Below are 24860 nucleotides of genomic sequence, written 5' to 3'. Positions count from 1 at the left end.
TTTGCCTCCTATTTTTTAACTTCTTCCATGATGTATACTTCAAAGACATCTCCTTCTTTAATATCATTGAAGTTTTCTACAGTCATACCACATTCATAACCGCTTTGTACTTCTTTAACATCATCTTTAAATCTTCTTAATGTATCAATTTCACCTTCGTAAATTACTACACTATCACGAATTACACGTACTTTACCATCACGTGATACTTTACCTTCAGTTACGTAAGCACCAGCAATTGTACCAATTTTTGATACTTTGTATACTTGACGTACTTCTGCAAGTCCGATAACTTTTTCTACGAATTCTGGATCTAATAATCCTGTCATCGCAGCTTCAATTTCTTCAATAACTTTGTAGATAATACTGTGAAGACGAATATCTACTTGCTCTGTTTGAGCCATTTGTTTAGCATTATTATCAGGACGTACGTTGAATCCAATAACTACAGCGTTTGATGCTACTGCTAATGTAATATCAGATTCATTAATCGCACCAACACCAGTGTGGATGATACGTACATTAACACCTTCAACATCAATTTTAGCTAATGACATAGCCAATGCTTCAACTGAACCTTGAACGTCTGCTTTAATAATAATGTTAAGGTCTTTCATTTCACCTTGTTTCATTTGTTCAAATAATGTATCTAATGATACAGCTGAGTTAGCTTGACGAGTAGTTTCAATATATTGTTGTTGACGTTTTTCACCGATTTGACGCGCTGTTTTTTCATCTCCAAATACTACGAAACGATCTCCAGCATTAGGAACATCTTGTAAACCAGTAATCTCTACAGGAGTAGATGGTTTAGCAGTTTGGATATTTTTACTACGGTCATTAATCATAGCACGAACACGTCCGAACGTGTTACCAACTACTAAAGGATCTCCAACATTTAAGCTACCATTTTGTACTAGTAATGTTGCTACTGCTCCACGACCTTTATCAAGTTTCGCTTCGATAACTGTACCTAAAGCTAAACGATTCGGATTAGCTTTTAATTCTTGCATTTCAGTTACTAATAAGATATTTTCTAATAATTCATCAATACCCTCACCTTTAAGAGCTGAGATTGGTACGAAGATTGTATCTCCACCCCATTCTTCTGAGATTAGTCCGTATTCTACTAATTCATTCATAACTCTATCTGGGTTTGCTTGAGGTTTATCCATTTTGTTTACCGCAACAATAATAGGTACATCAGCTGCTTTAGCGTGGTTAATAGCTTCAATAGTTTGAGGCATTACACCATCGTCTGCTGCTACTACTAAGATAGTTACGTCCGTAATTTTAGCTCCACGTGCACGCATTGTTGTGAAGGCTGCGTGACCCGGTGTATCTAAGAAAGTAATCTTCTTATCTTTAGCACGTACTTGATAAGCACCAATGTGTTGTGTGATACCACCTGCTTCACCGGCTGTAACACGTGAATTTCTGATAGTATCTAGTAATGTTGTTTTACCGTGGTCAACGTGTCCCATAATTGTAACGATTGGAGCACGTTCTTTAAGATCTTTATCTGCATCTTCAACTTCGAAGTAAAGATCTAAGTCTTCTTTATTAATCTCAACTTCTTCTTGGATTTCTTTACCATAATCCATAGCGATTAACTCGATTTGCTCTAAAGTAAGAGACTGGTTAATATTCGCCATAATTTTTAGTTCCATAAATAATTTTTTAATAAGTTCAGTCGAACCTACATTTAAAACTTCTGATAATTCACCAACAGTCATTCCATCTTTAACTAAAATAGTATCTTCTGAGATAGTTTCTTCAGATGGTGCTTCAATAATAGCTGGTTGTTGTTTTTGAGATTTTTTGACTTTCTCTTTTTTTATTTTTTTCTTCTTGTTTTTTTTACCTTCATTATTTGAAGATTGTTCATTTTCTGTAACTTTTTCTTGTTTTTTGAAAACACTATCTAGCTTAGCTAACCCCTCTTCTGTTAACATTGACATGTGATTAGATACTTCAATATTAGCATCTTTTAAAACTGTAATAAGGTCTTTTGATTGTTTTCCTACTTCTTTAGCGTACTCATAAATTCTGACTTTTTTCATTACTGTTTTCCTCCTTCTTCTAATAATTGTTTGAATTTTTTTATAAATCCATCATCAGTTATTCCAACAGCTACACGATTATCTCTTCCAATCGCTATGCTTATATTTTCAATCGTTGAAAATTCGATACATTGAACATTATAGAAATTAGCCTTGTCTGTTAATTTCTTTTTAGTATTCATACCGCAATCTTCAGCAATAACTAACAATTTGATTTTATTATTTTTTAAATTTTTTGTGATTAAATCTTCACCTGTAATAAGTTTACCTGCTCTTTGCATTAAACCTAATAAATTATATGCTTTTATCATTATTTTTGTGGAATTGACTTTCTATAAATTAATCTAATTACTTCGTTATAGATAGGTTCCATAACTTCCGGTGATGCAGAGAAAAATTTCTCTAATTGTTTCTTTTCTTGTGCAGCTTTAATAACTTCTAAATCTGAAACTACATACGCACCACGACCTGCTTGTTTACCTGTAGGGTCAACAGAGATTTCTCCTTCTTTATTTTTAACGATTCGTAATAAATCTTTCTTCGGAAACATCTCATTTGTTAAAATACATTTTCTTGTTGGTATTTTTCTTTTTTTCACAGTCAACACCTCACTATTCAGTAGCTTTTATATCGATTTTCCAACCAGTTAATTTAGCAGCAAGTCTAACGTTTTGACCTTTTTTACCAATTGCTAGAGAAAGTTGATCATCTTTCACTTTAACATTAGCGATTTTTTCTTCTTCATCAATAGTGATTTCTTCAACTTTTGCTGGTGCTAACGCATTAATAATAAATTTAACTGGATCAGCATCCCAAGTAATAATATCAATTTTTTCACCGTTTAGTTCTTCAACGATACGGTTAACACGATCACCTTTATTACCTACACATGCTCCTACAGGATCAATGTTTTTATCTTCAGCATAAACAGCTAATTTAGTTCTTTCCCCTGCTTCACGAGATACACTCTTAATTTCTACTGTTCCACTATAAATTTCAGGAACTTCGATTTCGAACAATCTTCTGATGAATTCAGGATGTGATCTAGAAGCTAATACGTGTGGCTTGCTTCCGCGACTTGGGTTATCAACTTTTGCGATGTAAACTTTAATAGGAGTTTGAGGAATGTATGTTTCACCTTTAACTCTTTCATTTTCACCTAAAATAGCTTCAATTTTTCCAAGTTTAACATAAACATATCTTGAGTCAATTCTATCTACAGTTCCAGATAAAATTTCACCTTCATGTTCTATATATTCTTTATATAAAATTTCTTTTTCAGCTTCACGAAGTCTTTGTAATAAAGCTTGTTTCGCAGCTTGCGCACCAACACGACCAAAGTCACTTGGTAAATCAACTACTTCGTAAATATCCCCAACTTCATATGCAGGATTAATTTGCAATGCATCTTCAAGTGCAAACTCAATTCTATCATCGTAAACTTCTTCAACAACATCTTTTCTAATAATAAATTTATAATCACCAGTTGCTCTGTTGAAATCTACTCTTACGTTTTTTGCAGCATTAAAATTCTTTTTATAAGCTGATAATAAAGCTAATTCAATAGCTTCTACTAGAATATCTTCTGCGATTCCTTTTTCTTGTTCAATTAATTTAATAGCTTTAAGCAAATCCTTGCTCATCTTTCTTTCTCCTTTAATAATTAAAATTTAACAGCTAATCTAATTTTAGCGATTTTACTATAGTTAATCGTTGATTTTTTTACTCTTGCTTTATCTTTATATTCAACAGTAATTTCTTCACCCTCAACAGCTAGTATATCACCATAAAACTCTTTTTGATTATCAATTTTTTCATATGTTTTAATATAAACGTGTTTACCTACAGAATTAGTTACTTCTTCAAGATTTCTAAGATCTCTTTCTATACCTGGAGAAGAAACTTCTAGATAATACTTATCACTGATGAAATCTTCTTTATCCAGCTCTTCTGCTAACTTTTCACTTAATAATACACAATCATCAAGTGATAATCCACCATCTTTATCGAAGTAAATGCGTAAGAAGTACTCAGTTCCTTCTTTTACGTATTCAACATCATAAAGAGAAAATTCCGTATTTTCTGTTTGTTTTGTTGCTATAGTTTTAACTTTTTCTACAATACTCATACAGCATACCTCTTTCTTAGTTTTTATTGCAATATAAAAGAGCGGAGAACCTTTCAAAATTCACCACCCTTTCGGTAATTTATTTCAATGTAAGTACATTATATCATATGATTTTTAAAAAATCAAATGATAACTACATTTTAGTACGAATTACTTCAATTTTGTATCCATCTGGATCTTTAATGAAGTAGTAGCTTGGCGAGAATCCTGGAAGACCTTTAAGATCTGTTACATCGTATCCAGCAGCCTTGTGTTTTTCGTATAATGCTTCTAAGTCTTCAACAGAGATAGCAATGTGACCATATCCATCCCCAAGTTCATATGCACCGTGATCATAGTTATAAGTTAATTCTAACTCATAGTTTGATCCAGGTAATGTTAGATATACTAACGTGAACTTGTATTCAGGAAAGTCTCTTTCACGACTTACTTCAAAGTCGAATGCTTCAGTATAAAATTTAACTGATTCTTTTAAATCTGCTACACGGTAGCAAGTATGCGCCATAGTTTGAACCATTTTTTTCACCTCTTAAAATTTTTTATTATAAAATTGTCCATCCAATTGCAACTGCTCCTAATCCAAGGTGTGTAGAGATAACTGGACTTATTCCATCTATATCTACAGTTACATTCGAATAATTTTCTTCGACATATTTTTTAATTTCTTCAGCTTTGTCTAATGCATCAACGTGCAGAACACACACAGTGATGTGTTCTCCTTCATGTTGTTTATAATATTCATCAAATAATTCATACATTCTTGATACAACTTTTTTATATGTACGAATTTTTTGGAAAGGTACTATCACCTTATCATCAAAATGTAGTAATGGTTTTACTTGAAGTAAACTTCCTACTACTGCTTGAGCTCCACTTAAACGACCACTACGTTGAAGGTGAGATAAATCATCTGCCATAAAGTATGCATCAGAATCTTTTTTCATCTCATTTAAAGCTGAAATGATTTCACTAGACGTTTTACCTTCTTTAATTAGTTTTGCTGCCTTAATCGCATAATATCCTTCTGGTCTACAAGAAACTTCAGAATCGAAAGGATGTACATTTAATCCATCAATCATTAATCCAGCTACAGAATATGATGAATATGTTCCGCTTATTCCACTTGATAGTGCAATAGCAATTACATCAGTATACCCTTCTTCTTTTAATTTTTCTAAGCAAGCTACAACTTCCCCAATCGCTGGTTGTGATGTTGTAGGGAAGCTATTGTTAGGATTTTTTAAGTATTCATGATATTTATCAAGTGGCATATCAATAACTTCTTTATATGAATTATTATCAATAATAAGATTTAAATAAACCGTGCGAATATCCAGTTCTTTTTTCAAATCTTCTGATAAATATGCAGTTGAATCCATAATTATTGCAATCTTTTCCACATTCTATCCAACTACCTTAAAGATAGCTTTTCCTTTCTTAGAATTTTTCGATATTATAAAGTTCAAGCTCAACCTTAGTCTCTCTACCCATAATTTCAATCATAACGTCAGCTTTATAATTGTGTAAATCTAAGTTTACAACTTTACCTTCCATGTCTACGAATGGTCCAGAGATTACGCGAACATAATCACCAACCTCAATATCAACATCAACAACATTTGATAATCCCATTTGTTGTAAAATAAAGTTAATTTCTTCTGGTAATAATGGACTAGGTTTTGAACCTCCACCATGAGATCCAACAAATCCTGTTACACCAGGAGTATTTCTAACAACAAACCAAGAATCATCAGTCATTACTAGTTCAACAAGTACATAACCTGGGAATGTTTTTCTATTTACTTCTTTTTTCTTTCCAGTTGGAGTTAAGATAGTTTCTTTTTCTTCTGGAACAACGATTCTAAAAATCTTATCTTCCATTCCAAGAGACTCAACTCTTTTTTCAATATTATCTTTAACTTTGTTTTCATAACCAGAATAAGTATGAATTACATACCATTCTTTACTTACTGTATCACTCATAATAACCTCTCTTATCTACTAAAATGTCTAATTCCAGCAGTTATTCCTAAATCAACTACGTAGCTAAATAACATTAATATTCCAACTACAATAATAACAATCAATGTTTTTCTAACAAGTTCACTAAATGTTGGCCAACTTACTTTATGCATTTCAGCAACAACATTTTTTAAAAATCTTATCATCTAATTACAAACCTCCCAAATAAATTTCTTTACTATTCTACATTTTATAAATTATAACATAGTATAATATATAAGTCTATATATCTATAAAAAATAATGCATTCTTGTTCAATATATTATTGTATCATTATTTCATAAACATTTCAATTAAATATAATCTCAAAAAGTACTAAATATTGTTAAATTTATTTAGCTAGTAAATCGTAAGCGGCAGTTAATGTATTTCTCATTAACATTGTGATTGTTAAAGGTCCTACCCCTCCTGGAACAGGAGAAATATAAGAAACCTTATCAATAAATTCATCTAGATTTACATCTCCAACTAACTTACCATCTTTATAGTTATTTCCTACATCGATAATAGTACATGTTGGTTTTACTTTTTCTTTTCCACTTAAGAAATGCGCAGCTCCAACACAGCTAACAATAATGTCAGCTTGTTCGATTAAAGATTCTAAATCTTTAGTTCTAGAGTGAGCTGTTATTACAGTTGCATTATTTTGTAAAAGTAAAGTTGAAATTGGTTTACCAACAATATTACTTCTACCTATTACTAATGAAAGTTTCCCAGAGATTTCTTCTCCAGTTGATTTAATCATCTCTAAAATCCCGAGTGGAGTACATGGTATAAGTTTAGCTTCTCCAATTACTAATTTACCTACATTAATTGGATGAAATCCATCAACATCTTTATCCGGACTTACAGCATTTAATACTTTTTCAGCATCAATATGTCTTGGTAATGGTAATTGCACTAAAATTCCATGAACTTTTTCATCTTTATTTAATTTTTCAATTTCAGTTAATAAATCATCAGTAGAAATTTCCTCAGGTAATTCTATTTTTATTGAATTAATATTATTTTCAATACAAGCTTTATGTTTAGAATTAACATAACTTCTTGACGCTTTATTATCTCCGACTAACACAACCGCAAGAGTTGGTTCAATCCCTTTTTCTCTTAATGCAGTTGCTTCGTCTTTAATCTCTCCTCGCAATTTCTTTGCAAGTTCAGTCCCACTAATGATTTTTGTCATTCTTTGTTCCTCTTTTTATTTTTAATTTCGATTGATTTTCTGTCCCGTTTAATAATCTTTTTATATTCTTTTTATGCATATAAATTACAAATACACACATAACCATCATAACCCATTTATCAATACCAGCTTCAAAGAAACCAAGATAACCTATTGCTGTTAAGCTTATTAGAATACTTCCTAATGAAACATAACCAGTTAAAAATAGTGTTGAAAAGAATATAGCTAATAATAATAAACTTAACATTGGATAAAGGAAGATAAACACTCCTGATCCTGTAGCTACCGCTTTTCCACCTTTGAAGTTTGCAAAGATAGGAAACACATGCCCTATCATTGCAAAAGCTCCAAATATTGATAGATAATCAACTCCACCAAGCAGCAAAGTTGGAAGAAATGTTGCTATTATCCCCTTAGAAACATCACAGATAAACACTGTTACTCCAGCTTTCTTACCAAGACATCTGAATGTATTTGTCGTTCCTAAGTTTCCACTTCCTAATGTTCTAATATCAGTATTATAAAATACTTTTCCTACGATTAATGCAAATGGTATAGAACCAATTACATAAGCTAAAATGCAAAATAATATTATTTGTGTAATCATAGACTACCTACCTAATAATTGCTCCGTACGCTGTAAGTGCAGCAAGTACATTTTCATGAACCGCTGTTACTTCTTCATCTGTTAAAGTTTTTTGTTTATCGCTATAAGTAATAGTTAGAGCTAATGATTTTTTACCTGCTAATAATTCAACACCAGCATATAAATCGAATAGTTCTACATTAGTAATAAGCTTACTATTTACAGATTCGATTACATTATAAATATTTTGATATTCGTCTTTAACATCAACTAACATAGCTATATCACGTGTAATTTCAGGATATTTCGTTACTTCTTCATATTTAGGTTTAACTTTACTTTCTGAAATCACATCATCTAAATTAATTTCAAATACATAAGTAGTATTTAGACCAAGTTTATCAGCAACTTGTGGATGAACCTCTCCGATGAAACCAATACGTTTTTCTCCTAAGTATACTTCAGCAAAACGTCCTGGGTGCATTCCTTCAAGATTAGATTTTTTGTATGTAACTTTTTCTTCTAATCCTAAACGTTCAAATACAACTTCTAGGTATCCTTTAGCTGCGAAGAAGTCTAAAGCACTGCTTTCTTTAAGCCATTTAGTTGCTCTTTCTTCCCCAGTTAACGCAGCACTTAAATATAATGTTTCTTTCGGTTGAATATTGTCATCACCACTTCCGAAGAATACACGACCAATTTCTAATAATTTAAGGTCTTTTTGTTTTCTAGCCACATTGTATTGAACTGTATTTAATAATCCCGGAACTAAACTTTGACGTAAAGTCGAGTGAGTTTCAGTCATAGGCATTAATAATCTTACTTTATGGTGATTTTCTAAAGTATATTGAGTTGCTTCTTCTTCAGATACTAATGAGTAATTAATTGTATCATTAAATCCTAAGCTAGCATATACTCCACGTAAATCACGTACCATTCTTTGAGAATAAGTTAAACCACCTTTAGTAGTTTTAGAGAATTTTGGTAATGTTGATGCTAAATTATCGTATCCGTAAATTCTAATAACTTCTTCTACTAAATCTTGTTTAATTGATATATCTGGTCTTCTAGTAGGTACTTTAACTACTAAGTTATCTCCTGAAACTTCTACTGTAAAGCTTAATCCTTCTAGAATTGCTACGATTTCTTCAGTAGTTAAAGTTATACCAAGATAATTATTGATATAAGAAGTAGTAATTTCTACAACTTTCTCTTTTTCTTTATTTATGATACCAACAGAACTTTCAACTACTGCATTTGGACATAATTCTAAAATTAATTCTACCGCACGAGCAAGTGCTGCTTTTTGCATATTTGGATCAATTCCTTTTTCAAATCTTGCAGAAGAATCACTTCTTAAACCATGTGCTGCTGAAGTACGACGCACTGATGTAGGATTGAAATACGCAGATTCTAAAATAATGTTTTTAGTTTTTTCACTTACTTCTGTATTTTTACCACCCATTACTCCACCAAGAGCAATAGTACGAGTTCCATCTGTAATTACTAAGTCTGTTGTTTGTAATTTTCTCTCTTCTCCATCAAGAGTTTCAAGAACTTCACCTTCTTTAGCGTCACGAACTACAATTTTATCTCCTACTAAATCTTTATCGAAAGCATGCATTGGTTGACCAAATTCTAAAAGTACATAGTTTGTAATATCTACGATGTTGTTGATTGGACGAATACCAGAATTCATAAGTCTTGTTTGTAACCATAATGGAGAATCTTTAACCTCTACATTTTTAACAACTTGACCTACATAGTTTCTACAAGAATCACTTTCAATAGAAACTTGTAATGAAGTTGCTTCATAGTTTTCTTCTTTTTCAACATCTTTAAAATCAACTTTATTATTATATAAAGCACCTAATTCATAAGTAAGACCACGCATACTAAGTGCATCAGCTCTGTTTGGAGTAATTGAAAGATCTAAGATATAGTCATTTAACCCTAATACTTCAACAACATCAGAACCAAGTTCTTGTTCAGTTTCAAAAACATAGATTCCTTCTTGATAGTTTTTAGGAACAACACTTTTACTTAATCCTAATTCACCTAATGAACAAATCATACCTTGTGATTCTACACCACGAAGTTTAGCTTTTTTAATTTTAATTCCTGGTAATTTTGCTCCAACTTTAGCAACAATTACATATTGTCCTGCATCAACATTTGGTGCACCACAAACTATCTGTAAGTTTCCTTCTTCACCAATGTTAACTTGACATACGTTTAATTTTTCAGCATCAGGGTGTTTTTCTTTAGATTCAACATATCCAACTACTACACCAGAAATCTCTTCTGCTAAATATTCAACACCTTCTACTTCAATACCACCACGAGTGATTTTTTCAGCTAATGCATTAGCATTATCTTCAACATTTGTATATTGTTTTAACCAATTATAACTTACTAACATTACTACCTCCTATTAATCGTTTCTATCACTATTGAATTGTTGTAAGAATCTTACGTCATTTGTATAGAAACTTCTAATATCGCTAATACCATATTTTAACATCGCAACACGTTCTGGTCCCATTCCAAAGGCAAATCCAGTATAAACTTCTGGGTCAAAACCAGCCATTTTAAGAACATTAGGATGCACCATACCTGCACCTAAAATTTCAAGCCACTTAATGTTTTCTTCATCATCCTCGTTACCCCAAGATACATCAACCTCTACAGATGGTTCAGTAAACGGGAAGAAACTTGGACGTAGACGGATTTTTTTGTTTTCTCCGAATACAGCTTTAATAAAGTGTTCTAAAGTTCCTTTTAAATCACTAAAAGTAATATTTTTATCAACTACTAATCCTTCAATTTGTGTAAACTGATGAGAGTGTGTAGCATCATCATTATCACGACGGAATACTTTACCAGGGCAAATAATCTTGATTGGTCCCTCACCATTAGCTTTTAACATTTCACGAGCTTGAACAGGTGAAGTTTGCGTTCTCATTAACAATTCATTTGTAATATAAAATGAATCTTGCATATCACGAGCTGGGTGGTCTTTTGGTAAGTTTAACATTTCAAAGTTAAATTTATCAGTTTCAACCTCTGGACCTTCTGCAACAGAATATCCCATTGAAATAAAGATTTCTTCAATTTCTTTAATAATTTTGTTTAATGGATTTAATCCACCTAATTGTACTTTTTTACTAGGTAGAGTTACATCAATTTCCTCACTTGCTAATTTTAATTCTAATGCAGCTTTAGCTAGTTCTGCTTTTTTCTCTTCTAAACTATTGTTAATAAAAGTCTTAACTTCATTAACAAGTTTCCCAAAAGTTGGTCTTTCTTCTGGAGATAAATCACGTGCACCTTTCATAACTTCTGTTAATGCACCTTTTTTTCCTAAAAATTTAACTCTTAGGTCATAAAGTTCTTTTTCATCTTTAATTGTTTTAACTAATTCTAAATATTCTTTTCTTATATTCTCTAAAGTCATAAGTTCCTCCTTAAAAATTTAATATAAAGACATAGGTATAAGTTCTATTATTTGTCCAAAATAAAAAGCCCCTCGAGACTAACTCTCGAGGGACGAATATATCGTGGTACCACCCATATTTCAAAGCAATTCGCTTCCTTAACATGGTTTTTAACGGGCACCAACCGATTGTACTCATAATCTACTTATACAATTACTCATAAGCTGAAAATATATTCTCAGTTAGTACAACTCTTTCAGTCACGTAGTTGCTCCCTGTTAAAAACATCCAATATACCGTCTTAATCATCGTTTTTAAAAAATTTTATATTTAAAATGATAATATAAATATACTATAATGTCAACTAATAAAGCAATTTTCATTAAAAATTCTATAATTTCAAAACCACATTACGCTCTAAATATTAATTATTTAAAATTAATTATTGATTAACTGATGAATAAATATAAAAAGGTTCTTGGGATAACCAAAAACCTTTATTATATTATATTATTTTGTATATTCTTCTACTAATGCTAATACTTCTTCAGTTGTTGAACACATAATAGCTCTATCAACTAACTCTTTCATTTTTTCTAATGATAAGTTTTTGATTTGGCTACGTGCTTGAAGAATTGAAGTAGCTGACATAGAGAATTCATCTAATCCCATACCTAATAGTAATGGAATAGCTAAGCTATCTCCAGCCATTTCTCCACACATTCCAGTCCATTTACCTTCTTTGTGAGATGCTTCAATAACATTCTTCACAAGACGTAAGATTGCTGGGTTATATGGTTGGTATAAGTATGAAACTTTTTCACTCATACGGTCTGCAGCCATTGTGTATTGAACAAGGTCATTAGTACCGATTGAGAAGAAGTCAACTTCTTTAGCGAAGATGTCAGCGATAACAGCAGTTGATGGAATCTCAACCATGATACCTAATTCGATATCGTTACTTACTGCAACACCTTCAGCTACTAATTTTTCTTTTTCTTCTAAGAATAAAGCTTTAGCAGCTCTGAATTCTTGAACTGTAGCGATCATTGGGAACATTACACAAAGTTTACCGTAAACTGAAGCACGTAATAATGCTCTAAGTTGAGTTCTAAATAAGTCTTTTTCTTCTAAGCAAAGACGAATAGCTCTAAACCCTAAGAATGGGTTCATTTCTTTTGGTAAATCTAAGTATGGTAATTCTTTATCTCCACCGATATCTAAAGTACGAACAACAACAGGTTTGTCACCCATTCCTTCTAATACAGCTTTATAAGCTTCGAATTGCTCATCTTCAGTAGGTAGTTGATCACGTCCCATGTATAGGAACTCTGTACGGTATAAACCAACAGCTTCCCCTCCATTGTTATTAACACCTTCTAAATCAGCGGGTGTACCAATGTTTGCAGCTAAAAGAACTTCATGTCCATCTTGAGTTACAGATTTTTCTGTTACTAATTTAGCCCATTCAGCTTTTTGCGCTTCAAATTTAGCGTGTTTTTTCTTTAATTCAGCTGTAGTAGCTTCATCTGGATTTACGTATACAACACCTTCTAATCCATCAAGAATTAAAACATCACCATTCTTAACTTCTTCAGTAATTGTACTAGTTCCTACTACTGCAGGAATTTCTAATGATCTCGCCATGATAGCTGAGTGAGAAGTACGTCCACCGATGTTAGTTGCAAAACCTTTAACAAATTGTTTGTTAAGTTGAGCAGTATCAGATGGAGTTAAGTCTTCAGCAATAACGATTACTTCTTCATCGATTAAACTTGGATTTGGTAAATCTACACCTAGTAAGTGTGCTAAAATACGTTTAGAAACGTCACGAATATCAGCAGCACGTTCTTTCATGTAGTCATTATCCATTGCTTCAAACATAGAAACAAACATGTCTGAAGTTTCTTTTAATGCATATTCAGCATTAATTTCTTTTGATTGAATATCAGTTTTAACAGTTCCCATGAATTCTGGGTCTTCTAAAATTAATAAGTGAGCTTCAAAAATCGCTGCTTTATCAGCACCTAAATTTTCGTGAGCTTTATCTTTAATAATAGTTAATTCTTTTTTAGAAATTTCAATAGCATCTTCAAAACGTTTAACCTCAGCTTCAACGTCTTGAACTTTAACTTCTTTAACTGTTAAATCAGGCTCAACAAAAATGTATGCTTTAGCAAAAGATATCCCTTGAGAAGCTGCAATACCTTTTAGTTGTAACATTTTATGCTAATCCTTCTTTCTTCATTGTTTCTTCTAAAGCTGCTAATGCTTCTGCTTCGTCAGCTCCGTCAGCATAGATTACGATATCAGCGTCTTTTCCAACTCCAAGACTCATAACACCCATGATTGATTTTAAGTTAACTTTACGTCCGTTGAATTCTAATTCAATGTTTGATTGGAATTTAGAAGCAGCTTGTACTAATAAAGTAGCTGGTCTAGCGTGGATTCCTGTTTCGTCGATTACTTTAAATTCTTTTTGTAACATAGTTATGTCTCCTTTTATTTAAAAAAATATTTACATTCAAATAATAACATATGAAAGCAATATTTACAAGTGTTTTGTACTTATTTCAGATTCATTACTCTTTGTATTCTATAACAAAGAAAACCATTTCTTATTCAATAGAAAACGAATACTCCATTTCTTATGAAAAATTTATGAAAACACTTTTTTAATGTTAATATTATAATTTCGACTGAAAATAATTAAAAAAGCATCAATTACAAGTGAAGTAACGATACTTTTTTATATAATATTATTGCCAGTTAACTTAAAATCATTATATTTTTATTGTTATATTGTAAACTCATTTAATTTCGTAACTAAACTAATTCTCCACCTAGTTTAATTATCGACTTGAATTTTTCATAATCTTCATGGTTTCTATTAAATTCACGGGCATTTTTGTTTACTTCTTTGAAATCAATTCCTTGATCTTTTGCTGCAAAGACACATCCACAATAACATTGTCTATATATATCATAGTCATTACACATTTCTACAGATCTCTTATATCCATTATTCTTTTTGAAATCTGAAGGTAAATAATAAATTGATACCTGTTCTTGTAATGTATACCCAGCTTCATTAATTACAGTAGCATTTTTCTTAGGACTTAGAGTTAATGCAGATGCAAAATAATCATATCCCAACTCCTCTGCTTTTTGAGCTGACGAATCCAGACGCATTTCATAACAAATATGACATCTATCTCCACCTTCACGATCTTCTTCATGTCCTTTTACAGCACTAATAAATTTACTCGGAGCATATTCATCTGCTAAAAATTTAATTTTCTTATCATTTCTTTTATTAAATTCTTCAACGAAATCCTTTTGTACTAACATACGTTTTATATATTCTTCTTTTGGATGAATATTTGAATTAGAAAAGAATATAGTAATGTCACTAATTTCCGATAAATACTCAAGTACATATGTACTACAAGGAGCACAACAAGAGTGTATTAAGATTTTAGGACGAAAATTAGTCTTTTCCCATTCTTTTATAAGTTCTTTTAAGACATTATCATAATTAATCTTTTGATTTTTATGTCTTGTATTTATAAATTGTTTACTATCAATCATACGAATTCAATCCTTCTAAAATTTCTAATAATTTACTAAACAAGTTTAATATACTTTAATTGATTTTACAATTAATATCATTTCTAATTAAAAGATATTATCAATAACTCCTTTAAACAATTATAAAAATAGGTTCCGAAAAATGAAATTTTAACATTTCAAACTTATCGAAACCCATTGTTTATTAGTTATTCAACTTTATATGTTATTCCTAAATGTTGATATGCTTTAGGTGTTGCGCGACGTCCTCTCGGAGTACGTTCTATAAATCCTTCTTTTACAAGATACGGTTCATAAACATCTTCTATAGTGATACTTTCTTCACCAATTGTCACAGCAATTGTTTCAAGACCAACAGCACGACCATCATAACGTTTAATCAAACATTCTAATATCTTATAGTCGATATTATCAAGACCTTTTGCATCTACTTGAAGTAAATCTAATGACTCAACAGCTAAATCCTTAGCTATTACACCATCATTTTTCACTTGAGCAAAGTCTCTTACACGTTTAAGCAGTCTATTCGCTATACGAGGCGTTCCACGAGATCTCATAGCTATCTCATATGAACTCTCTTCATCTATATCACATTCAAAAATATCAGATGTTCTTTCTATAATATTTTGTAGTTCAGAAATAGTATAGAATTCTAGACGACAATGCACACCGAATCTATCTCGAAGTGGTGCAGTTAAAGCTCCAGCCCTTGTAGTTGCCCCCACCAATGTAAATGGCGGTATTTCAATTCTAATACTGCGCGATTCTTCACCTTTTCCAATTACAATATCAAGATAAAAATCTTCCATCGCAGAATACAGTATCTCTTCGATAGACCTACTTATTCTGTGAATCTCATCGATAAATAGAACATCACCTGGTTCAAGACTAGTTAATATAGCAGCTAAATCTCCAGATTTCTCTATTGCAGGCCCTGAAGTATATTTAATCCCCACTTCCATCTCATTAGCAATAATTGTCGCTAGTGTAGTCTTCCCTAATCCAGGAGGTCCGTATAGTAGGCAGTGATCCAGAACTTCTCCACGAAGTTTTGCAGCTTCTATAAATATTTTTAAATTGCTTTTTATCTGTTCTTGTCCTATATATTGACTAAGAAACTTCGGTCTTAAAGACTGTTCCTCACGCTCTTCACCAAAATTTTGGCTAGCAGATACCATTCTATCTTCCATAATTTCCTCCTTTCATCAATTATGCATTCATTAATAATTTTAATCCTTGTTTTACATATTCATCAACACCAGCGAAGTCAAATGCCGATAATTTTTTCTCGATTTTTGTAAGTTCTTTTTTACTATATCCCAGTGCTTCTAATGCTAACATTGCATCACTTAGATAATTATTTACAGCAGTTGGAGCACTACTAATATTAGTCATACTGAAATCAACCTTCCCTTGTAAATCAAGAATAATTTGTTGAGCAGATTTCTTCCCAATCCCCGGAAACTTCGTTAAATAGTTTACATCTTGATTTTCAATTGCTCCTATAATTTCTTCGCTAGTTCCTCCAGCTAATATAGCTAAAGCACTCTTTGGTCCTACACCTTTTACTTTTAATAATAGTAAAAATACTTTTTTCTGATCTTTATTAGAAAATCCATAAAGTATATTAGAATCTTCTCTTACTTGTTGACTTATAAAAACTATTATTTCTTCATTTAATTGATATTCATATGGATTAGCAACAACTACTTCATAGCCAGTTCCATTGTTATCTACAACGATATTCGTCGGATTTATCTCCGAAATTTTTCCTTTAATATATGCGTACATTACATTCACACTCCTGATTGATTATTTAATTATAAAATTATTCGTAAAAAATCTCAAGTGTTTTATTTAATCAAAATAATTACTTTCACAAAAGGTATAAAAAAACTTGGAACATTATGTACCAAGTTCATATTTCTATTTTACTTTATCTAAATCAACATTCATAACTTTTGCAGTTGCTTCTACTTTTTTATATGCATCTTGATCCACATCAGTAAATCCAGTGATACTGAACATTTTTGTGAATAATTCTTTCATTTTTGGATCATTTTCAACATCACGAAGAGCTTTTTCTAATTTCTCTTGTAACTCTTTATCCATTTTGCTAGAAGTTGTAACCATAACACCAGGAATCATATCACTAGTGGCTAATTTTTGAATATCAGTTTTTGCTTGAGGGAAGTCTTTAGCATATCTATCTTCTACTCCATCAAATGTAGCAATTACATCAACATCTTTATTAAGAAGAAGTTGTAAACTTTTATCATGTCCACCACTAAATTGATAACTAATATCTTTATCTAAGTTAAGACCTGCTTCAACTAACATAGCACCTGGATAAATATATCCTGATGAAGATGAAGGATCTACGAATGCTACTTTTTTACCTTTAACATCTTGAAGTGATTTAATACCAGAATCTTTTCTTACATATAACTCAGCAGTGTATCCAGGTTTTCCTGTTTTACCTTTTGATGTTAGTATAGGTTTTGCACTACTTTGTTTCTGAGCTAGTAGAGATGAAAATGGAGGAATGATACCAAAGTCAACACTTCCACTGCCTAAACCTTCAACTACACCTATATAGTTACTAGCTGTGAAAGCTTCTACTTTTACTCCTAATCTTTCAGAAAGGTAATCAGAGATTGGTTTAAGATCTTCTACAAGTTTCTCACTATTTTTCAGAGGAACAAATCCCATTTTAATAACTTTTTCTTCTTTTTTCGTTTCAGTCTTTGCAGTACATCCAACGATAGAAAAGACAAAAATAAAACTAAATAACGCCAATAATATTTTCTTCATATTATTTCCTCCTCGATATTTTAAAAATAAATTTGATATAATTTTAACACAAAAAAAACAATATATCTAGCTTTTAAAGTGAAATAATAACATTTTTCAATAATAATTTTACATATTATTAAAATAATGTTCGGTAATTACTAATAAATTTTCGAATATTTTCATAATACGAGAAGAAAAACTCAATATAAACCGTAATTTAGGCATAAAAAAAACACCTTATAAAAGATGATCAAAAATTGGAGGCGGCTACCGGATTTGAACCGGTGATCAAGGTTTTGCAGACCCGTGCCTTACCACTTGGCTAAGCCGCCTAAAGATATTAAATTTTAATGGGGCGGCTGAGGGGAATCGAACCCCCGAATGTCGGAACCACAATCCGATGCGTTAACCACTTCGCCACAGCCGCCATATCAAGAACAATATTTATTATACATTTTTCATCAAATTATGTCAAGAACTTTTTTAATAATTTTAAAATAAAGAAATAATTCCCTTTAATGCAATCATTAAAGAGAATTATTTAGTAATTTATTATTTAGTATTTTTTCTTCTTCTTAGTACATATACTAAACAAATTAATGCAAATCCTACAAAAGTTGTAGGTAAAGCTAATGTTCCTGTTTTAGCTAATAGAGAATTTGATTTACCAACAGTTCCAAGATTTACTTGAGAATCGTTCGCCACCATTCCTTGATCTTTAGCTACATCTGCTAAGTCAACACTTGCTTTATCTTTATCTTTTTTAAATACATCGCCAAGTAATGTTGATAATTTAGATTTTCCTTTACTTACTTTTTCTGATGCTTTTTTAAGAGTTTCTAATGCATTGTTTACTTCATCTTGTTTTGCATTTGCATTAGATAATACTAAATTAGCTACTTTAAGAGCTTCTTTATATTCTTTCTTAGCTGTTTCATCTGCATCTTTGAAGCTATCTTGTGATGTAAGGTCACCATTTTTCTCTACCTCAGCCGCAAGCTCTTTTTTATCTACACTTGGAGTTTCTGCTTTTGGTTGTTCTACTTTACCAGTATATTCTTCAGGAGCTTCTACTTTTTCTGGTTCTACAACTGCACCGGCTTGCACTCCTGTATATTCTTTTGGAGCTTCTGCTTTTGCAGAATCAACTACTGCACCGGCTTGCACTCCTGTGTATTCTTTTGGAGCTTCTACCTTCTCTGGTTCTACAATCGCTCCTGCTTGTACTCCAGTGTATTCTTTTGGAGTTTCTACTTTTTCTGGCTCACCTTTTGCTTCTTGCGGTTTAACACCGGTAAGTTTAGAGATAGCTGCATTTAACTCTTCAACAGCTTTATTTACTTCTTCTTGTGTTGCATGTTCATCTTCTAATAGTTGTTTAGCTTTATTAATTGCTTTGTTGTACGCCTCTTTAGCATCTAATGAAGCATATTCATACTTATCACTATCTGTTGTAGCTTTAAAATTATCAGAAGCTAGTTTCAATTGACTCTTATCTACTTTAACCTCTTCTTTAGGTGCATTTTTCTCTACAAGAGCTACAAAATTACTAAATCCATCTACTGTAAAGACGAATTTACCATCAACTACTTCACCATTAACCGGTTCAATTGTTCCATCTTTTTTCTCATGACCAAATTTTGCTGGCGCTTTATCTAATGATAAAGTAACTTTTCTAGTTCCATCAACTTCTACAACTTTATTATTTCTATCTTCTAAATGGATATCATAAAATACTACATCATATTTAGTTAAATCAATCTTACTATCAGTTAACTGTTTAAGTATTTTTTCCTTGCTATCTTTAGTAACATCTCCTACTACAAGTTTATAGTCATTGTATAGTTTCGCTTCACCAAACTCAACTGTTGCTGGTGTAATTGCACCTTCAGCAGTTGTTACGCTAGCTACTTTTTGAGCAACACTTAATTGTAACTCTTTTGTATTACGACCGTTTCCTACTACAAATTCAAAATTATTTTCAGAAGATCTATATCCCTCAGGTAATACTACTTCAACAGTATACTTACCATTGTTTAATCGTTTTTGGAATTCTTTCTCACTATATAAACTTCTAGATAATTCTGTTTTTTCACCTTGCTCATTTGTGACAAATACTTTTGCTCCAGCAGGTATAACTTTATCAAACTTAATTATTGTCGTATTTCTCTTTTGTTCTTCGAATGTGAATTCTACCGTTTTAGTTGAATCATCTTTAGTAATTTCAAAAGCAACTTCTTTAGGACTAGTTAATTTAAGAGCTTCATCAGTTAAAACTACTTGTACAGTATATTTACCATATGGCAGAGCTGTTAGGTTCTTACCATTCTTCGTGAAGTCTTCTCCAACTAACTCACCTTTTTCATTTTTTATAGCATATCTTACGTTAGTAGAATAATCCCCTGTTCCATCTTTAGCTATAGTTTTAACCTCTACAGTACCTTTTTCAGTATTCTGAACTTTTGAAATACCAACACTATCTTTGTTTCCTGCAAAGTCAGCTACTTCATAAGTAAATTTATCAAGAGATACTTTCTCTGGAAGAGTAAATGTACCATCAATATTTGGTTCAACCACAACTTCTTGCTCTACAGTTTTACCGTCTTTACCTTTTTTAGTCACTTTATAGCTTAATTTCTTATAAAGTACTCCACTTCCGTTTTCTTTTACAGCATAAGGTTTAAATGTTCTAGTTTTTTCATCATAGACTCCACCTGTACCAACAATTTGTGGTGCAACTCTATCAAGTGTAACGTTAAATGCTGTTTCCTGCATTTTCGAACCTGTTGCAACAGGACTATAGCTAACTACATACTGATATTCGCCATCTGGTAATGGATTACCATCCTTATCTTGACCTTTCCAGTTTGTTTCAGTAACTAACACAGCTTTTTTATTCGTAGCTTTGTTATGGAAGAAATTCTTTTTACCAGAAACATTACCATTTTCATATAATGGATTTTTACGTTCAACATCATCTTTAGCATAAACTGATAATTTAAGGTTTTCATAGTTTCTTAAGAAAGTTGCTTTAAATCCAATTTCATCGTGCTGTCTATCACCATTTGGAGAAAATGCTAATTTACCAAAATAATTTGACTTACTCTTATGATCAGTATACTCTCCTAAAACTTTTATATGTTTTTCTTCACCATTTACATCAACAGTAACTAATGAAGTAAAGTTATTTTTATCATCACGCTCTGTTGTATTAGGTTTATAATAATAGAATGGTTTTTCATTTCCTTTAAATTCATATATTGGTTTTTCAACTACTGGAAGATTTTGGAACTCACCTTTGAAACCAACATATGGAATTCCAGCAACTGCTGTATTCGTATCTTTAGGATCAAAGAATCTTACAAATCCTTCAAGATAATAACCATTTGGCATTTGCCCTTCTAATTCATTTCTAAATTGTGTAGCATCTACAGTAATCGTAACAGATTTTTCTCCTTTAGCAGGAACAACTACTGTTTCTCCTCCATTACTTTCTGATAATTGTCTAGGTTTTAGTGTAATTTGTCCATTTTCTACACCATCAGTATTTAAATAAGACTTGTAGACAAGTTCTTTAGGTTGATCTGATAAATTATGTAGTACTACATTAAACTTAAATGTATCTTGTACATTACCAAGAGAAATACTTCCATAGTCATTGTCTCCAGTTACATATAAATCACCAAAAGCTGCTTTAGATACATCAATAACCCCAGCACCTTGTTGTCTAGGTGACGTAAATGCTTTTGTTTCATTATTATAATTTGGAATCGCAGTACTCATTAGTAGGTGTTTAATTAATTTCTGTAATTCTTCACCTTGAAGATCCGGATATCTTTCTTGGAATACTTGTCTCATTAAAGATACAGCACCAGCAACGTGTGGTGAAGCCATACTTGTACCACTATCTAATCCGTATGTTCCATTATTAAATGATGAATAAACATCACCACCAGGTGCCGTAACATCTGGCTTAAACAGTCCATCTCCAGTTACACCCCAACTTGTAAAATCAGCAAGTTGATTGGCTTGTGGGTGAGGTCTCTTACTAAAATGTCCAGTGAATTTTAATTTGTAATAATCCGGATAAGTTGCTAATAAATTACCGAATTTATATCCAACGAACACTACAGGGAAGTCACTATCGTAATTGTTTAATGCAACGTTAAGTAACTCTTCTCCACCTTCTTTAGTATTGTATAAAACAGCACCAGCAGCTCCTGCTTTTTTAGCAGCTGCTACTTTATCCGCAAAGGTATTTCCGCCTCCACGCATCATCACTGCAACTTTACCTTTTACATCTTGGTTTTTAAAATCATTTTCTAAACCGTAACCAGCATTAAAATATGAATACTCAGTTTTCGGATTAAATCTTTTAGCAAATGGTCTTATTGTAGCTTCACCATTATCCCATTCTTCATTTCCTTCTAATCCTACAACAGTCATTACCTCAGTATTCATAACACTATTATTTATAGCTGCTACAGCTATTGAGTCTGGTGTTACAGATGGTGTTCCGATTAATCCATAATCTGGGTTTGATGCACTTGGTTTGCTCTGACCATTTCCAAATACATTATCATTACCAGCTGCAACTACAACATTGACTCCCGCTTTTTTAGCAAGTGCAATTGCATCGATAGTACCTTGTCCAACTTCTGTTACCGCTCCTGCAGTAGCACCTAGACTCATATTAATAGAATCAGCTCCTAATTTAACAGCATCTTCTATAGCTTTAACATATAAAAAAGTACTTGTTTTTGCTCCACCTTGTTTATCTGAGAAAACTCTCATAAAGATTAATTGTGATTCTGGAGCGACACCTGCTACATACTCATTATTCGGTGCTTTTTTTGTTGGATTACCTACTGAAGTACCAACAACGTGCATACCGTGTGACTTATCTTTTTTCTCTTTTAAGTTATTATCCCAATCGTAGTAGTTAAATGCATAAATCAGTTTATCACTATACCATTTACCATAGTCAATTCCAGCTTTTTCTCTTACGGCTTCTAGTTCCACTTTATTTTTATATTTAGCTTTACTAGCATCAGTTAAATGTAAAATATCATGATTAGGATCTAAACCTGAGTCAATAACTGCTACAACTCTTCCTTGCCCTTTATAACCTTTATCCCAAAGACCTTGAACACCTATAATTCTATTACTGTCGATAACTGTGTTTTTTAAAGCAGTATCATCTTCATCATTTTTAGTTGTAGTTTCAGGAACTTCATAGTCAACACTCACTTCAACACTGTTTACAAAATCCATAGCTTGAATTTTTTTAGCATCAGCATAAGAAGTTTCTAGAGAAAATCCATTTAAAAGCGTATCATATTCAAATAATAATTTATAATCAACACCTTTATCTTTAATTTCTTTTAATGCTCTTTCACGAGGTTCTTTAGTACTTTTCTCACGTTCTTTTCTACCTTCTTCAGTTTTCAAAGAATTAGGATCTACTTTGTCCTCTTTTAAAGAAACAATAATTTTAACTTTGTCCTCATCTTTAAAAGTATGTGCAGAAGCATTAGATACGGCTTCAGCCTTTCCATTCTCTTCAGCATATACCCATTTTTTCTGTAAATTATTAAAATCCATTACATGTAGATTCGTAAGTAGTAATGTAGCTGTTACGAACGATACAGCAGCTTTTTTTCTAAATTGCATTATTCCTCTCCTTTTTTAAGTTTATTTTAATTACATTTCTCTATTTAAACATATATTTTCTGTAAAATCAATACATTTTTCTGTTTAATTATAAAAAAATAAAGAAAAAACTCAGTTTCCTAAGTTTCTTCTTTATTTTTATTCATGTATCTCTAACGGTAAGCCATCTGGATCAAAGAAAAATGCCATCTTTTTATTATCAAAATCATCATATCTTAATGATTCATGAATAATACCTAGTTCATCAAACTTTTCTAATACCTTCTCGACATCATCAACTCTAAACGCTAAATGTCTTAACTCTGTATGTTCTGGATTTGGCATCTTCGGTCTAATCGGTGCATCTTCTTTTATAAAAATTTCTAATACTAAATTACCCTGTTGTACATTTATAATAATATCATTTTTATCTTTTCTATTGTACTCACTTATTACTTTAAACCCTAATTTATCAACATAAAACTCTTTGGTTTTTTGATAATGAGTTCCAATAATCGCTATATGATGAATATTACTAAACACTAATCTCTTCCTTATTTATATCTCTAACTATTTCTATCGCTTTTGCTAATTGTACAGGATCAACTTCTTCAAAATCCCCTTTTTCTGTGTATCTATAATTTACATCGTCAGCAGTTGTCGTTACGTCTACCCCATACTTTTTAAAAGTTCCATGCACCTGTTTAACCCCTGTTTTAGTAATAATTTTTTCGATATTGTCCGTTGAAATACCAGCACCTGCAAGTATTTCTATGTGTTGACCATATTTTTCTTGAAGATATTTTAACAACTTAGCACCCCTATTAACATTCGCTCCTAGTCCACTTGTTAAAACTCTAGTACAACCAAGACCTATTAAACGCTGTAGGTTATACTCTGGTTCATCTGAACAATCAAACGCTCTATGAAAAACACTCTCTGCTCCAAAACTATCACAAAGCTCTATCATTTTCTCAGTTTCAATCCAATCAATTTTCCTATCTTCAGTAAGGAACCCAAACACTATTCCATTAGCACCATGTTTTAAAAGTTCTTTTGCTTCTCTAAACATTTGTTCTTTTTCTAATTTAGAATAACAAAAACCGCCTCCCCTTGGCCTCACCATCGCCATTATAGGAATTTCTACTCCACTTTCAAGTACCATATCTAAAACAGTTGTTGTAGGTGTTAATCCCCCTAAGTAGCTAGCACTAATTAACTCTATTCTATCAGCACCTTCACTTTGAGCAATTAAACAATCTTGAACACTATTTGCACACACTTCAACTTTTATCATAATCGAAATCTCCTTTTAACTCTTTTACTCTATTATATCACACTTCAAAAAAACAATAAAAATTTATTCTTAATATGTAATAAGGATACGAGACATAAAATCTCA

The 24860-nt window shown here is 31.7% G+C and carries 22 protein-coding genes and 2 tRNA genes; all 24 read right to left on the bottom strand.

The genetic code is table 11. The annotated features are described in order from the left end of the window. Positions 1–8: 8 nt before the first annotated feature. The gene (gene infB / locus ACWOA3_RS02215; RefSeq protein WP_003146161.1) at positions 9–2063 is read right to left on the bottom strand and encodes a translation initiation factor IF-2; all 2055 of its coding nucleotides are present in this window, start codon (positions 2061–2063) and stop codon (positions 9–11) included. After that, positions 2063–2374, bottom strand: coding sequence for a L7Ae/L30e/S12e/Gadd45 family ribosomal protein (locus ACWOA3_RS02210; RefSeq protein WP_003146162.1), 312 nt, complete (start codon positions 2372–2374; stop codon positions 2063–2065). The genes infB and ACWOA3_RS02210 overlap by 1 nt, the downstream gene beginning before the upstream one ends. Continuing rightward, complete coding sequence (gene rnpM / locus ACWOA3_RS02205) at positions 2374–2661, bottom strand: RNase P modulator RnpM (protein ID WP_048801940.1); 288 nt, start codon at positions 2659–2661, stop codon at positions 2374–2376. The genes ACWOA3_RS02210 and rnpM overlap by 1 nt, the downstream gene beginning before the upstream one ends. A 13-nt stretch (positions 2662–2674) precedes the next feature. Beyond that, positions 2675–3706: a transcription termination factor NusA gene (nusA, locus tag ACWOA3_RS02200; protein ID WP_456883932.1), complete on the bottom strand. Its 1032-nt coding sequence runs from the start codon at positions 3704–3706 to the stop codon at positions 2675–2677. 20 nt (positions 3707–3726) lie between these two features. After that, positions 3727–4191 carry a ribosome maturation factor RimP gene (gene rimP / locus ACWOA3_RS02195; protein ID WP_003146167.1) on the bottom strand — a complete coding sequence of 155 codons (465 nt, stop codon included), beginning with the start codon at positions 4189–4191 and terminating at the stop codon, positions 3727–3729. 133 nt (positions 4192–4324) lie between these two features. Beyond that, positions 4325–4708, bottom strand: a complete 384-nt coding sequence (gene gloA / locus ACWOA3_RS02190; RefSeq protein WP_003146170.1) for a lactoylglutathione lyase — start codon at positions 4706–4708, stop codon at positions 4325–4327. Between the two features lie 25 nt (positions 4709–4733). After that, the gene (locus ACWOA3_RS02185; protein ID WP_456883931.1) at positions 4734–5591 is read right to left on the bottom strand and encodes a DegV family protein; all 858 of its coding nucleotides are present in this window, start codon (positions 5589–5591) and stop codon (positions 4734–4736) included. Positions 5592–5628: 37 nt separating this feature from the next. Then, positions 5629–6174: a transcription termination/antitermination protein NusG gene (nusG, locus tag ACWOA3_RS02180; RefSeq protein ID WP_456883930.1), complete on the bottom strand. Its 546-nt coding sequence runs from the start codon at positions 6172–6174 to the stop codon at positions 5629–5631. An 11-nt stretch (positions 6175–6185) separates the two neighbouring features. Continuing rightward, a complete protein-coding gene (gene secE, locus ACWOA3_RS02175; protein WP_003146176.1) occupies positions 6186–6359 on the bottom strand; it encodes a preprotein translocase subunit SecE in 174 nt (57 codons plus the stop codon). 185 nt (positions 6360–6544) lie between these two features. Continuing rightward, the gene (locus ACWOA3_RS02170; RefSeq protein WP_003146178.1) at positions 6545–7396 is read right to left on the bottom strand and encodes a bifunctional methylenetetrahydrofolate dehydrogenase/methenyltetrahydrofolate cyclohydrolase; all 852 of its coding nucleotides are present in this window, start codon (positions 7394–7396) and stop codon (positions 6545–6547) included. Further along, positions 7380–8003, bottom strand: coding sequence for a glycerol-3-phosphate 1-O-acyltransferase PlsY (gene plsY / locus ACWOA3_RS02165; RefSeq protein WP_003146180.1), 624 nt, complete (start codon positions 8001–8003; stop codon positions 7380–7382). Before plsY ends, ACWOA3_RS02170 begins: the two co-directional genes overlap by 17 nt. A 7-nt stretch (positions 8004–8010) precedes the next feature. Then, positions 8011–10404 carry a phenylalanine--tRNA ligase subunit beta gene (gene pheT / locus ACWOA3_RS02160; RefSeq protein ID WP_456883929.1) on the bottom strand — a complete coding sequence of 798 codons (2394 nt, stop codon included), beginning with the start codon at positions 10402–10404 and terminating at the stop codon, positions 8011–8013. Between the two features lie 12 nt (positions 10405–10416). Continuing rightward, positions 10417–11439 carry a phenylalanine--tRNA ligase subunit alpha gene (gene pheS / locus ACWOA3_RS02155; protein ID WP_003146184.1) on the bottom strand — a complete coding sequence of 341 codons (1023 nt, stop codon included), beginning with the start codon at positions 11437–11439 and terminating at the stop codon, positions 10417–10419. Between the two features lie 490 nt (positions 11440–11929). Next, the gene (ptsP, locus tag ACWOA3_RS02150) at positions 11930–13642 is read right to left on the bottom strand and encodes a phosphoenolpyruvate--protein phosphotransferase (RefSeq protein WP_442565858.1); all 1713 of its coding nucleotides are present in this window, start codon (positions 13640–13642) and stop codon (positions 11930–11932) included. Between the two features lies 1 nt (position 13643). Beyond that, complete coding sequence (locus ACWOA3_RS02145; RefSeq protein ID WP_003145399.1) at positions 13644–13907, bottom strand: phosphocarrier protein HPr; 264 nt, start codon at positions 13905–13907, stop codon at positions 13644–13646. 338 nt (positions 13908–14245) lie between these two features. After that, a complete protein-coding gene (locus ACWOA3_RS02140) occupies positions 14246–15010 on the bottom strand; it encodes an epoxyqueuosine reductase QueH (RefSeq protein WP_102169714.1) in 765 nt (254 codons plus the stop codon). A 188-nt stretch (positions 15011–15198) separates the two neighbouring features. Continuing rightward, positions 15199–16200 carry a Holliday junction branch migration DNA helicase RuvB gene (gene ruvB / locus ACWOA3_RS02135; protein WP_442565857.1) on the bottom strand — a complete coding sequence of 334 codons (1002 nt, stop codon included), beginning with the start codon at positions 16198–16200 and terminating at the stop codon, positions 15199–15201. Between the two features lie 19 nt (positions 16201–16219). Next, on the bottom strand, positions 16220–16801 hold the full coding sequence (ruvA, locus tag ACWOA3_RS02130) for a Holliday junction branch migration protein RuvA (protein WP_456883928.1): 582 nt from the start codon (positions 16799–16801) through the stop codon (positions 16220–16222). A 135-nt stretch (positions 16802–16936) separates the two neighbouring features. Continuing rightward, on the bottom strand, positions 16937–17824 hold the full coding sequence (locus ACWOA3_RS02125) for a phosphate/phosphite/phosphonate ABC transporter substrate-binding protein (RefSeq protein ID WP_003146191.1): 888 nt from the start codon (positions 17822–17824) through the stop codon (positions 16937–16939). A 240-nt stretch (positions 17825–18064) separates the two neighbouring features. Next, positions 18065–18138, bottom strand: a tRNA-Cys gene (locus ACWOA3_RS02120). Positions 18139–18157: 19 nt separating this feature from the next. Beyond that, positions 18158–18233, bottom strand: a tRNA-His gene (locus ACWOA3_RS02115). A 125-nt stretch (positions 18234–18358) separates the two neighbouring features. Next, a complete protein-coding gene (locus ACWOA3_RS02110; RefSeq protein ID WP_456883927.1) occupies positions 18359–23479 on the bottom strand; it encodes a S8 family serine peptidase in 5121 nt (1706 codons plus the stop codon). Between the two features lie 138 nt (positions 23480–23617). Continuing rightward, positions 23618–24001, bottom strand: coding sequence for an SMU1112c/YaeR family gloxylase I-like metalloprotein (gloA2, locus tag ACWOA3_RS02105; RefSeq protein WP_456883926.1), 384 nt, complete (start codon positions 23999–24001; stop codon positions 23618–23620). Further along, a complete protein-coding gene (locus ACWOA3_RS02100) occupies positions 23994–24755 on the bottom strand; it encodes a copper homeostasis protein CutC (RefSeq protein ID WP_442565854.1) in 762 nt (253 codons plus the stop codon). The genes gloA2 and ACWOA3_RS02100 overlap by 8 nt, the downstream gene beginning before the upstream one ends. Positions 24756–24860 lie beyond the last annotated feature (105 nt).

The sequence above is a fragment of the Gemella taiwanensis genome, assembly GCF_054054385.1.
This window is presented reverse-complemented; position numbering and strand designations above follow the sequence as displayed.